At 71.7% G+C, this 13,575-nt stretch carries 12 protein-coding genes; 7 read left to right on the top strand and 5 right to left on the bottom strand.

The genetic code is table 11. From position 1 onward, the window contains the following. The first annotated feature begins 14 nt into the window (after positions 1-14). Entirely contained in the window at positions 15-440 is a 426-nt protein-coding gene (locus MYMAC_RS06775; protein ID WP_013935503.1) for a hypothetical protein, read from the top strand. 9 nt (positions 441-449) lie between these two features. On the opposite strand, the gene MYMAC_RS06770 is transcribed toward MYMAC_RS06775, so the two are convergent. Together MYMAC_RS06770 and MYMAC_RS06765 are read right to left on the bottom strand one after the other, a co-directional pair. After that, on the bottom strand, positions 450-1,457 hold the full coding sequence (locus MYMAC_RS06770; RefSeq protein ID WP_095957482.1) for an NAD(P)H-dependent glycerol-3-phosphate dehydrogenase: 1,008 nt from the start codon (positions 1,455-1,457) through the stop codon (positions 450-452). An 11-nt stretch (positions 1,458-1,468) separates the two neighbouring features. Continuing rightward, entirely contained in the window at positions 1,469-2,644 is a 1,176-nt protein-coding gene (locus tag MYMAC_RS06765; RefSeq protein WP_239989388.1) for a hypothetical protein, read from the bottom strand. A gap of 212 nt (positions 2,645-2,856) precedes the next feature. Between MYMAC_RS06765 and MYMAC_RS06760 the strand changes: the two genes are divergently transcribed. Further along, complete coding sequence (locus tag MYMAC_RS06760) at positions 2,857-3,426, top strand: hypothetical protein (protein WP_238539873.1); 570 nt, start codon at positions 2,857-2,859, stop codon at positions 3,424-3,426. 23 nt (positions 3,427-3,449) lie between these two features. Here MYMAC_RS06760 and MYMAC_RS06755 read toward each other — a convergent pair whose 3' ends face one another. Then, complete coding sequence (locus MYMAC_RS06755; protein ID WP_095957481.1) at positions 3,450-5,459, bottom strand: c-type cytochrome; 2,010 nt, start codon at positions 5,457-5,459, stop codon at positions 3,450-3,452. Positions 5,460-5,658: 199 nt separating this feature from the next. Here MYMAC_RS06755 and MYMAC_RS06750 point away from each other — a divergent pair, with 199 nt between their 5' ends. Together MYMAC_RS06750 and MYMAC_RS06745 are read left to right on the top strand one after the other, a co-directional pair. After that, a complete protein-coding gene (locus MYMAC_RS06750) occupies positions 5,659-7,188 on the top strand; it encodes a sensor histidine kinase (protein WP_095957480.1) in 1,530 nt (509 codons plus the stop codon). After that, entirely contained in the window at positions 7,185-7,886 is a 702-nt protein-coding gene (locus tag MYMAC_RS06745; protein WP_095957479.1) for a response regulator transcription factor, read from the top strand. The genes MYMAC_RS06750 and MYMAC_RS06745 overlap by 4 nt, the downstream gene beginning before the upstream one ends. Positions 7,887-7,893: 7 nt before the next feature. On the opposite strand, the gene MYMAC_RS06740 is transcribed toward MYMAC_RS06745, so the two are convergent. Then, on the bottom strand, positions 7,894-8,565 hold the full coding sequence (locus tag MYMAC_RS06740; RefSeq protein WP_239989387.1) for a class I SAM-dependent methyltransferase: 672 nt from the start codon (positions 8,563-8,565) through the stop codon (positions 7,894-7,896). 237 nt (positions 8,566-8,802) lie between these two features. Here MYMAC_RS06740 and MYMAC_RS06735 point away from each other — a divergent pair, with 237 nt between their 5' ends. Continuing rightward, the gene (locus tag MYMAC_RS06735) at positions 8,803-10,467 is read left to right on the top strand and encodes a ligand-binding sensor domain-containing protein (RefSeq protein ID WP_204817742.1); all 1,665 of its coding nucleotides are present in this window, start codon (positions 8,803-8,805) and stop codon (positions 10,465-10,467) included. Positions 10,468-10,545: 78 nt separating this feature from the next. Here the strand turns inward: MYMAC_RS06735 and MYMAC_RS06730 are convergent, their stop codons facing one another. Next, entirely contained in the window at positions 10,546-11,130 is a 585-nt protein-coding gene (locus tag MYMAC_RS06730) for a hypothetical protein (protein WP_239989386.1), read from the bottom strand. 287 nt (positions 11,131-11,417) lie between these two features. Between MYMAC_RS06730 and MYMAC_RS06725 the strand changes: the two genes are divergently transcribed. Both MYMAC_RS06725 and MYMAC_RS06720 read left to right on the top strand, forming a co-directional pair. Further along, on the top strand, positions 11,418-12,782 hold the full coding sequence (locus MYMAC_RS06725) for a sigma 54-interacting transcriptional regulator (RefSeq protein ID WP_095957476.1): 1,365 nt from the start codon (positions 11,418-11,420) through the stop codon (positions 12,780-12,782). Positions 12,783-12,920: 138 nt separating this feature from the next. Then, a complete protein-coding gene (locus MYMAC_RS06720; protein ID WP_013935517.1) occupies positions 12,921-13,565 on the top strand; it encodes a DUF3332 domain-containing protein in 645 nt (214 codons plus the stop codon). The last annotated feature ends 10 nt before the right edge of the window (positions 13,566-13,575 follow it).

Raw genomic sequence — 13,575 nt, 5'->3', positions numbered from 1 at the left:
AGAGTCGGGGGGCCGTGTCGATTCCCACCCTCACACCCCTGCTGCTGGCCCAGGCCGACTACGCCAAGCCTGTGTCCTCTCTGTCTCCGAAGTACATCGAGCTCCTGGAGCAGAACAGCCACATCATCTACCCCATCGTGGCAATCCTGACGCTCGTCATCATCGCCGCGGGCGTCCTCCAGGCGTGGCGCACGCAAGATTTGGACGGCCTCCAGAAGAACGAGTTCAAGCGCGCCATCGTCAACGAGCTGCGCCGCAACATCAGCGGCATGCCGGGTGACTTGCTGGCGAAGTCCGTGGGCCTGGACCGGCTCAAGACGAACCGCCTGCTGGAGCAGATGCAGCAGGAGGGCCTGGTGGTGAGCCACACCAACTCCCAGCGGCTCACCGTGTGGCGCGTCCGCGGCGCCACGCCGGACGCCGCGCCGCGCCGCTACTGAAGGCCTGGACTAGACGCCCGCCAGCTCCGACTTCGGCTGGCGCGTCATCAGGTCCACCACCGCGGAGCGGGCGCTCTTGCCCTCGTGGGCAATCAGGTACACTTGGTGGCAGATGGGCAGCTCCACGCCCGTCTTGAGCTCCAAATCCCGGGCGCTGCGAGCCGTCTTCACGCCCTCGGCCACCTCCTTCATGTCCGCGAGGATGTCCGGCAGCTTGCGGCCCTTGCCCAGCTCCATGCCCACGTGCCGGTTGCGGCTCAGCTCGCCGGTGCACGTCAGCACCAGGTCGCCCATGCCGGACAGGCCGGAGAGCGTCAGGGGGTTGGCGCCCTTGCGCACCGCCAGGCGCGTAATCTCCGCCAGGCCGCGGGTGATGATGGCCGCGCGCGCGTTGTGGCCCATGCCCAGCCCGTCCGCCATGCCCGCGGCGATGGCGATGACGTTCTTCAGCGCGCCGCCGTACTGCACGCCCACCACGTCCGTGGACGTGTAGCTGCGGAAGGTCTCCGTCTGGAGCGCCTTCTGGCAGCGCAGCGCCACCTTGTCCCAGTGGGAGGCGATGGTGACGACCGTGGGCATGCGCCGCGCCAGCTCCTTGGCGAAGCTGGGGCCGGACAGCACGGCCAGGTACGGGTGGAACTCCTCCGGCAGGCAGTCCTCCAACAGCTCCGTCATCGTCAGGAGCGTCTCGTTCTCGATGCCCTTCGACACCGTGACGATGGGGACGTGGCGCGGCAGGTACGCCTGGGCCCTGGCCACCACCTCGCGCGTGGCGTGGCTGGGCGTGGCCAGCACCACCAGCTCCGAGCCCGCCAGCGCCTCCTCCAGGTTCGTCGTGGCGCGCACGCGCTCAGAGATGGGGATGCCCTTCAGGTAGGTGGGGTTCTCGTGCTGGGCGTTGATGGCCTCCACGACGGAGGCCTCCCGGCCCCACAGACGCACCTCCTCGCAGTTCACCGCGAGCACGTTCGCCAGGGCGGTACCGAAGGAGCCGGAGCCGATGACACTGCCACGCATGGATGACCTCTCTAGAAACCAGTCACGACGCCAAAGGAGATGACGGGCATGAAGTCCGCCTCGTCAGGTCGGGTGCGGATGTCCCCGCCCAAGGTCACAGCGTAGGACGTTTTCTCACTCACGGGGACCTCCGCGCCCACGCGAATGGGGAAGGCGCTGGAGAGCTCCACGTCGGGTGGCAGGCCGCCCAGCGGCACCCCTTGGATGGGCTCGGTGTCCAGCGTGAGCAGGTAGCGGACGTCGAGGAACAGGCGCGGCGCCCGGGCACCTCGGAGCTGGAAGTTGCCGACGATGCCGGGCTGCACGTTCCAGTTGCGGCGGCCGCTCAGGTAGCGCGCGCCCCGGTCCTCCACGCTCGCCGGCCGCAGGAAGAAGGCGTGGCTCCCCTCCACCGCCACGCCCAGGCTCCACCGCGGGCCGCCGTCGAACACCATCCACCGCGCGCCCAGCCGCAGCTCGTTCATCAAGCCGTAGGCACTGTCCACGCCGGCCAGCACGTCCAGGCGCCGCAGGACGCCCACGGCGACCCGCGCGGAGACGGTGGGAAAGCCCAGGGACAGGCCCGCGGCCAGGCCCCCCTCGCCCACCGTCCGGGCGCCCAGCAGGCTCACCCGGTTGGGAACCGGCGGCGGTCGGGTGACGACAGGCGCCGCCGGTTGAGGCGTGGGGATGGCCGCGTCATCCACGGGGACCAGCGGCGGCACTTCGGGCAGCCGGGGCAGCGTGGCCGCCTCCTCCGCCCTGGGGACCGCGGTGGCGCCCGGAAAGGACTCCCAGGCCGCGTCGTCTGGCGCCTCGTTGCGCGCTGGCGCGGAGACCTCGGCGGGCTGGGCCCAGGAGGTGTCCGGCGCCGGGTTGCGCGGGGGCGGGCCAGCGGGCCCTGAAGGCGCCGGGGCCGTCGCTTCCGAGGGAGCAGGCGCCGGCAACTCGCTCGCAGGCGCGGTCGCCCTGGAGCGAGCCCTCGCGGAGTCCGCCGGGGGCGTGGTCTTCGGGGCGACCCGCGCAGGCGCGGTCGCGCTGGAGCGGTTCGACGGCGCGGTCCCTGCCGGAGCCGGCGCCGCGACCTCGCGCTTCGGCGCCGCCGCTCCGGCCGACACGGCAGCGCTGGAGCGCCCCTCCGCGGGTCTCGCCTGGACGTCCCCCACCAGGGCGAGCACGAGCATGGGCAGGGAGCGGGCAAGGAGCATGGGGGCGAGCCTCAGCTTAGTCCGACGGGCGTATAAGGCACGAGGCAAGCCCGCCTGCTCGCGGTCCGAGCCGGGGCTGCGTCCGGAAGCGGTCAGCGGTATGCGGGAAACGTGGCCGCGCGAGGCCTCCTCCGGTCTACCATCCGCGCCGCTTCGGCAGGCGCACAAGGGAGTCACACGGGATGAGGGTCGGAGGGCGCGCGGCGTTGTTCATGGCACTGGCACTGGCGGCGTGCCGGAGCCGCCCCGCGGACCCGCCCGCGGCGGACGCGGGAGGCGCGGCGACGCCCATCGAGCGCGCGGCGGTCCCCGACTGCGAGGTGCTGCTGTCCGAGAACGACCGCGAGCTGATGCTCCCCGGCTTCACCATGAAGCAGGAGCGCGCCTGCCCCACCTGCGGTCCCCTGTGCAGCTTCCGCTCCGATGCCGACCCGGACATCGCCGTCTCCATCGCCTGGGACTGCAACGCCCGCCATGCCCAGGCCGACGTCCACGCCTTGATGGCTCCGACGCTCCAGGCCGGCGGCGTGGAGGTGCCCGCGCTGGGCCGTGCCGCGGTGCGGCGCGCGCCCGCCCAGGGCATGTCCCAGGTGCTCGCCTGGGATGACGACACCCCCTGCGCGCTGGTCATCACCTGGCTGGGCGGCGAGACGGAACGGGCGGTGGAGGTGGCGCGCGCGGCGCTCATCGCCACCACCCCCGCGGTGCTCGACGCGGGGACCGCCAACGGACAGGCCCCGGATGCGGGAGACGCCGACGCCGGCCCCACCGGCGCGCCCTGAGGGCCCGCCGGCGGGCGCCCTCCCTACAGCGTGAGGAGGTACTCCACCAGGTCGTCGACCTCGGCGTCGGTGAGCTGCGCCGTCACGCCGTGCTGGTTCGACTCGCGGCCCTGCAGCAGCCGGTCCTTCAACGACGCGGCGCTGCCGTCGTGCAGGTACGGCGCCGTGCGGGCCAGCCCCAGCAGCGACGGCGTGTTGAGCCCCACCTCGCGCACCGCCGCGTTGTCCTGGAGCGGCCCCGTGGTGACGAAGGTGCCCACGTCCGCCTGGGTGTTGAGGGTGAAGTGCTCGCCGCCGTGGCAGGCGTCGCACGCGGCCTTGCGGAACACGGCCTCGCCGCGCGCCTGGGCCTCGGTGAGCACCTCGCCCTTGTGGGGGTTGTCCGGCGCGGGCAGCACGTCGATGAAGTCGGAGAGCTGCGCCACCATGACGCCGTCCAGCACCGTCCCGCCCATGCGGTGGCGCACCGTCGCGTCCAGGAAGTCCCGCATCGTGGAGAACTCCCCGCTCCAGTGGAACGGGCCCGTCTTCGTCATGCCGCGGCCCGCGAGGCTGGGCGTCTGGCGAGGCCCGTCCGGGAAGCCCCAGACGTGGCCGTCCTCGCGGCCGTCGGGATGGCAGCTCGCGCAGGACGCCCCCACCGACGTGCTGGCCATGCGCGAGTCCAGCGCGCTGAAGAACAGCTTGCGGCCCGCCACCTCGTTGGGCGCCAGCACGTCGCCCGCGATGGGCAGCGGCGCCCCTTCCGTGCGCACGTTGGCCGTGCCCCCCGCGCCGTCGCTCACCAGCGTCGTCACCGTGTGGTCGAACGCGTTGTAGACGTAGGCCCTGCGCCCGTCCCGCGTCATCGCGATGCCGGTGGGCCCGGAGCCCACGCGCACCAGCTGGCGCACCGTGCTGCCCATGCCCGACATCAGGTCCGAGCCCGAGCGGCGCCCCGTGGGGATGATGGCGACGTTGTCCGTCTCCCGGTTCACCACGAAGGCCCACAGGCCCGTGGGGTCCACCACCGCCGCCACCGGCCCCTGGATGGGGTGCGTCGACTCCGGGCTGATGATGGTGGACGGCGGGAAGTCCGGCGCCAGCTCCGGGGGCGGACGGCACCGGTCCAGGTCATCCACCCGGGGCGTGCCGGTGTCCGTGTCGAACGTGACGAGCCCCGGCGCCACCACGCCGCCCGTGTTGCAGGGCCCGCCGCCCCCGTAGAGCGAGCCGCCGGTGGGCGGCGTCGGCGTCCCATCCGGTGACAGCGGGTCCTCGCGGGCCCACATCACCGTCGCCAGCGCGCGCTCGCCGTCCGGCGTCACCGCGACGCTCGACATGCCGCGCGGCTGGAAGCGGATGTCCGGCGAGGGCGGCAGCGGCGTCAGCCCGTCTGGCGACGCGGCCGCGCCGTCCCGGGTGTTGGCCCGCGCGTACAGGTCCGTCTTCTCACGCGCCACGCGGGGCCGGTCGGCGTCCGTCAGGTCCACGGAGATGAGGTCGCCCTGGCGGAAGCGGGTGATGAGCGCGCGCTTGCCGCCCTGCGCCAGCGCGATGCCCCGGGGCTCATCCCCCACCGGCAGCTCCCAGCGCACCGCCAGCGAGCGCGTGTCCACCGCCATCAAGGAGCCGTGACGCGAGCTCTCCCGCGAGGTGCTGTTCACCACATACAGCGTGTCCCCGGTGGGCGACACCGACAGGCCCACGGGCTCCACGCCCACCGCGACGCGGGCCGCCTCGCTCCAGTCGCCTCGGCGGATGACGGACACGCTGCGCGAACCCCGGTTGGACACGTAGACGGTGTCATCCGCTCCCACGGCCACGCGCTCGGGGAGGAGGCCCACCTTCACCTCACCCACCTTTTCACGACGCGCCGTGTCCACCACGGCCAGGACGCCGTTGTCCGAGTCCACCACGTAGAGAAAGGCATCATCCCGGCTGAGCGCCACCGAGCCCGACGCCTGGGTCCAGGTCGCCTGGGCCTCGCGGTCTTCACACGCCGGGGCCGCGAGCATCGAGACCACCACCGTGGCCAGGAGCGTCCGTCTCATGGAGGGATTCCTTCAGCACCGGGCAGCCACGCCGGCCCACGTCGCACGCCTGCCCCGCGGCCGCGCATGCTTGCACCAGAACGCCCCCGAAGTCGATGCCGTCCGCCCCCGGAGGCAGGTGGTGGACAGTCCCCGGGCGGGTGATGTGGATGAAACGCCACGAGCGTGTAGCGCCGGGTGGGAGTAAAGGAGAGGGGCCGTGTCCCGCACTCCGCCCCGCTTCCTCAACTTCCGGCGCACGTTCGCGCTGCTCATCGTCCTGGTCGTCGTGCCGTCCGCGGGCCTGTCCGGCTTCGGGGTGGTGGCCATCATCAACGAGCGCGCGGCCGTGGAGAAACGGCTGGAGGCCGCCTGGCGCGGCACCCTGGAGTCGTTGTCGGAGGAGCTGCCACGCATCCTGGCCTCCGCGAGCCTGGAGGCGGTGGAGGGCCGGCTCCAGTTCATCCTGCCTGACGGCCAGTCCGTCTCCGAGCCGGAGGGCGGCTTCGAGCTGGAGGAGGGCCAGGTCCGCACGAGGGACCCTCAATTGACGGAGGCGCTCACCGCCGTGTTGCCGGAGGCGGGCGGCCTGCCCACCGAGCCCACCGTCTTCTCCCTCACCACGGGGGGCCGCGCGGTGCTGGTGGCCGCCGAGCGGCGGGGCCCGGTGGTGCACGGCGTGCGGCTGTCGGTGCAGGCGCTGGAGGCCCGGTTGGCCGAGCGCGTGGACTCCCGGGCCGTGTCCAGCGAGCCGGTGCGCTTCGCCCTGCTGCCCGTGCCCCGCGACACCTCCGAGGGCGGGCTGATGGGGCGCCTGGTCTCCGAGGTGGCGCAGGCACGCGCCAGCGCCCTGGGGCCCACGGGCCTGGCCGAGCGCGTGCTGCCCTCGCCCCTGCAGGACTTCCGGCTGGTGGTGCTGCCCACGGGCGAGGACCCGGTGGCGCGCGCGTCCACGCGCAACCGCGTGTTGTACGGCGTGCTGCTGGGCCTCTTCTACCTGACGCTCACCTTCGGCGTCGTCTACACCGGCCGCGCGCTCTACCGCGAGGCGCAGTTGTCGCGGATGAAGACGGACTTCGTGTCGCTGGTGAGCCACGAGCTGCGCACGCCTCTGACGTCCATCCGCATGTTCATCGAAACGCTGGCCCTGGGCCGGCTGAAGGACCCGGCGCAGATGCAGGAGGTGCTCACCCTGCTGATGCGTGAGACGGAGCGGCTGTCCATCTTCGTCGAGCGCGTGCTGGACTGGGCGCGCATCGAAGGCGGGCGCAAGGTGTACCAGCGCGAGATGGTGGCGGTGCCGGAGCTGGTGGGCGCGGCGGTGGAGGCCTTCCGCACCCAGCGCATGGAGGACGGCGTGGACCTGTCGGTGGACGTGGCGGAGGGACTGCCGCGGGTGGACGTGGACCGGGCCGCGGTGGCCGGCGCGCTGCTCAACCTGCTGCAGAACGCCTACAAGTACAGCGGGCCGGACAACCGCCGCATCACCCTGCTCGCGCGGGGCGGCGGCAAGTGGGTGGACCTGTCGGTGGAGGACAATGGCGTGGGCATCGCCGCCAAGGAACGCAAGCGCGTCTTCGAGCGCTTCTATCGCGTGGACAACCTGCTCACGCGCAGGACGGAAGGCAGCGGGCTGGGGCTGGCCATCGCCCGGCGCATCATCGAAGCGCACGGCGGCCGCATCTCCGTGCAGAGCGAGCCCGGCAAGGGCAGCCGGTTCACCATCCAGCTTCCCGCGGGGAAGGCATGAGCAGCGACAAGACGCGGCGCATCCTGGTCGTGGAGGACGACTTGTCCATCCTCACCGGCCTGTCCATGAACCTGCGCTTCGAGGGCTACGAGGTGCTCCAGGCCCAGGATGGCCGCACCGGGCTGGCGCGCGCGCTGGACGAGTCCCCGGACCTGGTGGTGCTGGACGTCATGCTGCCGGAGCTCAACGGCTTCGAGGTCCTCAAGGAGCTGCGCCAGCGCGGCCGGGACACCCCCGTCGTCGTGCTGTCCGCCAAGGGCCTGGAGCCGGACAAGATTCTGGGCCTCAACCTGGGCGCGGACGACTACGTGGTGAAGCCCTTCGGCCTCCAGGAGCTGCTGGCCCGCATCAAGGCCGTGCTGCGGCGCCGCTACCCGTCCGCGGGGGCGGGCTCGCCGCCGCCGGTGACGTTCGGCGACGTGAGCGTGGACATGGCCGCCCGCACCGTGGCGCGCGCGGGCACGCCGGTGGAGCTCACCGCGCAGGAGTTCAAGCTGCTGGCGCACTTCCTGGCGCACCCGGGGCGCACCTTCACCCGCGAGGAGCTGCTGTCCGGCGCGTGGGGCTACCACTACGAGGGCAGCGCCCGCACCGTGGACAACTTCATGCGCCAGCTCCGCCTGAAGTTCGAACCGGACCCGGAGGCGCCCCGCCACTTCCTCACCGTGCGCGGGCTGGGCTACCGCTTCGAGCGCTGACGGGCGCTCACGGCCCGGCGATGCCGATGTGGCGCGAGTCCTCCAGGTCGAAGGGCTTGCCGTCGAAGCGGCCGTAGCGCTCGCGCGGCACCAGCCCCGCCGCGGTGAGCGCCGCGTCCAGCTCCTCGGGCGTGAAGTGCCGCAGCTTGAGGCGGCGGATGGGGCTGGGCCCGCCGGGCTGCCGGCGCTCGCGCAGGTGCAGCGCGAAGAGCGGCCGGCGGGGCTCCAGGCCGGCGCTGGGCGCCTCGTCATCCCGGGGGAGCACCGGCTCACGGGGCGTGTTGAGCACGTCGTAGACGAAGGTGCCCTCCGGCGTGAGGTGGTGACGCACCGTGGCCAGCAGGGCCTCCAGGTCGTCCTTCCCCGGCATCAGCCCCAGCGCGTGCTGGGGCGCGAGTATCAACGGGAAGCGCTCGGGCAGGCGCAGCGAGCGCAGGTCCGCCACCTGGAAGCGCGCCCGCCGCGAGATGTCCTCGGGCTCGGTGCTTCGCTGCTCCTCGGCGGAGCGGATCATCACCTCCGAGGGGTCCACGCCCACCGCGTCGAAGCCGTGTCCCGCCAGCGCCCAGACCACGCGGCCATTGGCGGCACCCAACACCAGCACGGGACCGCCGTGCTCGGCGGCCTGACGTGTGTAGAACAGGAGGTCCGGCTCCTGACCGACAAGAGAAAGTGGCATCCGGCCCCGCGCGTCATGACCACCCATTCGCGCCAAGGAAGTAGCACGAATCCGCCCTCGCCCGGGACAGGCACGTACGCACGCGGGGAAACGGATTACCCACAGCGTGTCCGGCCCAGGACGAAGACCCCACGCTCCGAGGCTGTTCGGGCTGGCACCATCCTTGCGAACGAACCTGGATTGAACACGACGGCCCACTTCGGGCCGAGCGACTTTCCAGCAGGGGACGGTGACGAGATGAAGCGCGGATGGGGATGGGCGGGCGCGCTCTTCATGGCGGGCGTGGTGGGGGCGACGGGCTGCGGCTCGGGGAGTGACTCGACGGGCGCCGAGGACCTGGACGTCCCGCCCGTGCAATCCCCCCAAAATCCGGAAGGTGATGCGGGCACGCCGGACTCGGGGATTCCTGGCGAGCCCGATTCGGGCGCGCCGGACGACGGCGGCACCCCGGATGACGGCGGCACTCCGGACGACGGTGGCACTCCGGACGATGGCGGTACCCCGGATGACGGCGGTACCCCGGATGACGGCGGCACGCCCGACGGGGGTCCCGTGGAAGTGCCCCTGCCCACGCCTTCCGCGGCGAACTGGGAGTTCTTCGGACGCGAGGCGGGCGGTCCCCGCTTCATCCACGGCGTCACCGCGGACGCGTCCGGCAACATCTGGGTGGCGGGCGGTGAAGAAGGGCTCTTCCTGATGAAGAAGGGAGAGCGCACCTTCCGGAAGTTCACCATGGCGGACGGCCTGCGCCCGTATGGCTACATGCCGGACGGCAGCGTGCCGCCGGGCCCCAAGTACCTCAAGGTCATCTCCGTGGCGGGCGGATGGAACGACACCGTCTTCGTCGGCTACGAGGGCATGCCGGGCGACGGCGCGCTCCACTGCGAGAACAACTGGGACGGCAACGCGCCGGACCCGGCGCGCTACAAGAGCGGTGACGCGGACCGCGTCTCGCTGCGCGCGGATGGCACGCTGGACGTGGTGCACTACGACATCTCCTCCGGGCCGAACGTCGTCGACGCCGAGCTCCGGGGCCGCGAGAAGCTCTGCAACATCTGGCGCATCGCCTACGACGCGAACACCAACAGCGTCTGGTTCGGGGCCAACCATGGCTTTGCCCGCGGTGACGCGGACTACCAGGGCAACCCCACGTGCAACGGGCAGCTCTTGTGCTCGGGCGTCGAGGAGCACTCCCACCCCGGCATCAACGCGTACATCTACGCGGACCCCGCGGGCGACCGGCAGCGGTACGGCGAGGACCGGAGCCAGTGGAGCGTCCGCGACGCGCTGCTCACCGATGCCTACTACGGCCTGGGCGTGCGCCCGGATGGCGACGTCTGGGTGGGCGGCGCCAACCGGACCACGCGGTACTTCTACGGCTCGGTGGGGAATGACTTCTGGGAGGGCCAGACGCGCACGGAGTCCGCGGCCTACGCGTGGAACCGCATCGACATCTGGAAGGACGCGGTGGGCGAGGAGCGCTACTCCCGGCCGGAGGAGCGCACGGATGACCTGGTCTCCGGCATCGCCTTGATGGGCAGCTCCGTCTGGGTGGGCTCGTTCGGTCACGGCATCGCGGAGCTGAACGACAGCGGCCAGGTGGTGCGCACGCTGAAGAACGAGCTGGCCGCGCCGCACGTGGCGAGCGTGGCGGCGGACCCGGCCAACGGCAGCATCTGGGCCGGTCATAGCTGGGGCGGCGGTCTCTCGCGCGTCCACGGTGGCTCCGTGACCCTCTACGGCCTCTCCGTGTTCGGGCGTGAGCTGTCCACCCTGCGCGTGCCGGACATCCAGGTGGACCGCTCCGGCCCGCGGCGGCGCATCCTGGTCGCCTTCCAGGGCGCCACGCTGAGCGACGGCACCGTGATGCCGGGCACCATCGGCATCTACTCCGGGGACTGAGCGGCCCGTCGGATGGAACGTGGGTGGCGGCCGGGCTTCTTCACGGGAGCCCGGCCGTCGCCTGTTCGCGCTTCGTGACTACTTGTACCAGGGGTACGTCAGGTTGGCGGGGAGCAGGAAGCCCCACCCCGCGTCGATGACGATGGGGCCCTCGCCGGGCCTGCCATACACCTGCACCGGTATCTGGGTGACACCTTTCTTGTATGGGTACTGCAGCGGTTTGTCCCCCTGGTGGAAATGCACGTTCCGAAGCACCACGTGCCGTTGATCCGGGGTGTACAGGGTGGCGACGAACAGGAAGTGCTCGTCGTCCCCCGGCACGCGCTTGCGCTCCACCGTCATCCGCAACTCAGTCCGCACATCGGACTCCACGCTTCGCACCAGCCTCCGCGTGTAGCGGGGCGCCAGCCAGAAGGCGACCAGCCCGATGACAATCAAGAGGCTCCCCCAGACGGGGAGCTGAGCGCTGAACGGCCAGCGGTACCTTCCGGAATCAAGCGCCTGCTGGAACGATGACGCGCCGTAGAGCACCGCCAACGCCCCCAGCGCCACGCTCACGCTGGCCCAACGGAAGGAACCCGCGAGGCGCTGTCGCAGCGCATCAATCAACTCGTCACGGTTCCCCAGCACGGGTTTCACCTCGGGACGCGCATCCGGCAGCACGGTGGACCTCCAGGTTCACGGCCCCCGTCCTAAACCGCCCCGCCGCGCGGCGATAGCCTCCGTCGAACGCGCGCCGCTCCTGCTGAGCGTGCAGCGCCGCCCTCCGCGGGCCAGCGGCCTCCACGAGCCGCCGTGCGGCGACGCCGCCGGGCCGCCCCGCCTTCGTCACGCCCCGGGCGCCCGCCCGCCTCCGGTCAGTCCCGTATGGCCGGCTGCTGGGCGGGCATCGTCCTGTGGGACAGGAAGTCACCATGGAGGGCGAAGCCGTCCTAGAATCCCCGCCGGTCATGCCCGTCCTGCCCCCCGCCCCCATCCCCTCTCACACCGTCATCGGCGCACGGACGCAGGGAGAGCGGCTCTCCGCCCAGCTCTTCCACCTCGTTTTGCTGGACACCGAGCGCGCTGGCACCGTCTTCCCCCTGGCCAACGACGCCCTCCGCGTGGGCAAGGCCGCGGACAACGACGTGGTCATCGACCACCCCACGGTGAGCCGCAACCACCTGGTGGTGCGCCGCCAGGGGGACCGCTTCCTCGTGCAGGACCTGGGCTCCACCAACGGCACCTTCCTCGACGGCGCCCAGGTGCGCGAGGCCTTCCTCCGCCCCGGCGCCCTGCTGGAGGTCGGCGACGTGCGCCTGCGCTTCAGCCCCCAGGTGTCCCCCGTCCAGGTGGAGCCCATCCTGGAGGACCGGCTGGGGGACCTGGTGGGCCGCAGCCTGCCCATGCGGCAGATCTTCGCGCTGCTCCAGCGCATCGCGCCCACCGACTCCACCGTGCTGCTGGTGGGTGAGACGGGCTCCGGCAAGGGCGCCGCCGCCAAGGCCACGCACAAGCTCAGCCCGCGCGCCACCGGGCCGCTCGTCGTCTTCGACTGCGCCAGCGTGTCCGACTCCCTCATCGAGAGCGAGCTGTTTGGCCACGAGAAGGGCGCCTTCACCGGCGCGGTGAGCCAGCGCATCGGCTGCCTGGAGCGCGCCAACGGCGGCACCCTCTTCCTGGACGAAATCGACGACCTCGCCCTGGACCTCCAGCCCAAGCTGCTGCGCGCCATCGAAGACCGCGAGTTCCGCCGGCTCGGGGCGTCCACCCCCATCTCCTTCGACGCGCGCATCATCGTCGCCAGCAAGAAGGACCTTTGGGCGGAGACGCAGGCGGGCCGCTTCCGCGAGGACCTCTACTTCCGCCTCTCCGTGTTCACCGTCAGCCTGCCCTCGCTTCGCGACCGCAAGGAGGACATCCCCCTGCTGGTGGACGCCTTCGCGGGCGAGGGCCTGTGGCCCCGGCTGCCGGAGAAGATTCGCGAGCAGTTCACCGGGCACACCTGGCCGGGCAACGTGCGCGAGCTGCGCAACGCCCTGGAGCGCGCCCGGCACATGGTGGACATCCCGGAGCTGGCCGGGGACTCCCTGCTGCGCGAGTTCACCCGCGAGGCCCCCGCCGCCGCCGGGGACTCCCTGCCCGTGGAGTTCACCGGCCCCTTCAAGGTCTGCAAGGACGAGCTCATCCGCGCCTTCGAGCGCGAGTACCTGACCCGGCTCCTGGGCCGTGCGAAGGGCAACATCGCCCGCGCCGCCCGCGAGGCCGAGCTGGACCGCAAGCACCTGTACTCGCTGCTCCACAAATACGGGCTCGTTCAGAGCGAGACGGACTGAGCGACCCGCAACAGCCGGGCGCGCCGGACTGGCCACCAGCGGACGGAGTGCTGAAGCCGCTCGTGACAGCCCTGCGGGCCGTGGCATGTTCGCGGCGCACTGGGAGTCAAGCCTCCCCCCTCTAGGAGACGTCCAAGAATGAAGCGTCCGTCCCCCTGGCTCGCCATGCTGTTCGCCGGTTTCATGTCCATGCACGCCACCGGCTGCTTCGGTCAGTTCCAGCTCACGCAGAAGATCTGGAACTTCAACAAGAACATCTCCGGCAACAAGTTCGTGCAGTGGCTGATGTTCCTCGTGCTCACCATCATCCCCGTCTACGGGCTGGGCGCGTTCATCGACGCCATCGTCATCAACAGCATCGAGTTCTGGACGGGCAGCAACCCCGTCGCCAGCGTGGACGGCGCGCCGGAGACGACCCGCATCGTCAAGCTGAGCCCCACGGACACGCTGCGCCTGTCGCGTGACGTGGAGACGGGCGTGATGCGCATGGAGCTGGAGCGCGAGGGCCAGGAGACGATGGTCCGCTACTTCGAGCCGCTCGAGGACGGCATGGTGGTCCGCGACGACGCCGGCGCCATGCTCATCCAGGCCCAGGAGGCGACGGACGGCGCGGTGGCGGTGACGGACGCCGCCGGCACCACGCTGACGGTCCACGCCCGTGACGCGCTGGCCGTGGCCCGCCGCGTGTACGAAGAGGGTGGCGCGCAGGCGCTCGCGCAGCACACCGTGGCCCAGGCCTCCATGTCCCAGGGCCTGGCCGCCAACACCTGCGTGGCCCGGTAACGAGGCCCGC

The organism is Corallococcus macrosporus DSM 14697 (assembly GCF_002305895.1).
Taxonomy (GTDB): Bacteria; Myxococcota; Myxococcia; order Myxococcales; family Myxococcaceae; genus Myxococcus; species Myxococcus macrosporus.
This window is presented reverse-complemented; position numbering and strand designations above follow the sequence as displayed.

What these genes read in the sequence shown, in the direction of transcription:
- MYMAC_RS06770 (WP_095957482.1), bottom strand. Translation starts at nt 1,457, where the DNA reads ATGCGTGGCAGTGTCATCGGCTCCGGCTCCTTCGGTACCGCCCTGGCG.
- MYMAC_RS06765 (WP_239989388.1), bottom strand. Translation starts at nt 2,644, where the DNA reads ATGCTCCTTGCCCGCTCCCTGCCCATGCTCGTGCTCGCCCTGGTGGGG.
- MYMAC_RS06760 (WP_238539873.1), top strand. Translation starts at nt 2,857, where the DNA reads ATGGCACTGGCACTGGCGGCGTGCCGGAGCCGCCCCGCGGACCCGCCC.
- MYMAC_RS06755 (WP_095957481.1), bottom strand. Translation starts at nt 5,459, where the DNA reads ATGAGACGGACGCTCCTGGCCACGGTGGTGGTCTCGATGCTCGCGGCC.
- MYMAC_RS06745 (WP_095957479.1), top strand. Translation starts at nt 7,185, where the DNA reads ATGAGCAGCGACAAGACGCGGCGCATCCTGGTCGTGGAGGACGACTTG.
- MYMAC_RS06740 (WP_239989387.1), bottom strand. Translation starts at nt 8,565, where the DNA reads ATGCCACTTTCTCTTGTCGGTCAGGAGCCGGACCTCCTGTTCTACACA.
- MYMAC_RS06735 (WP_204817742.1), top strand. Translation starts at nt 8,803, where the DNA reads ATGAAGCGCGGATGGGGATGGGCGGGCGCGCTCTTCATGGCGGGCGTG.
- MYMAC_RS06725 (WP_095957476.1), top strand. Translation starts at nt 11,418, where the DNA reads ATGCCCGTCCTGCCCCCCGCCCCCATCCCCTCTCACACCGTCATCGGC.
- MYMAC_RS06720 (WP_013935517.1), top strand. Translation starts at nt 12,921, where the DNA reads ATGAAGCGTCCGTCCCCCTGGCTCGCCATGCTGTTCGCCGGTTTCATG.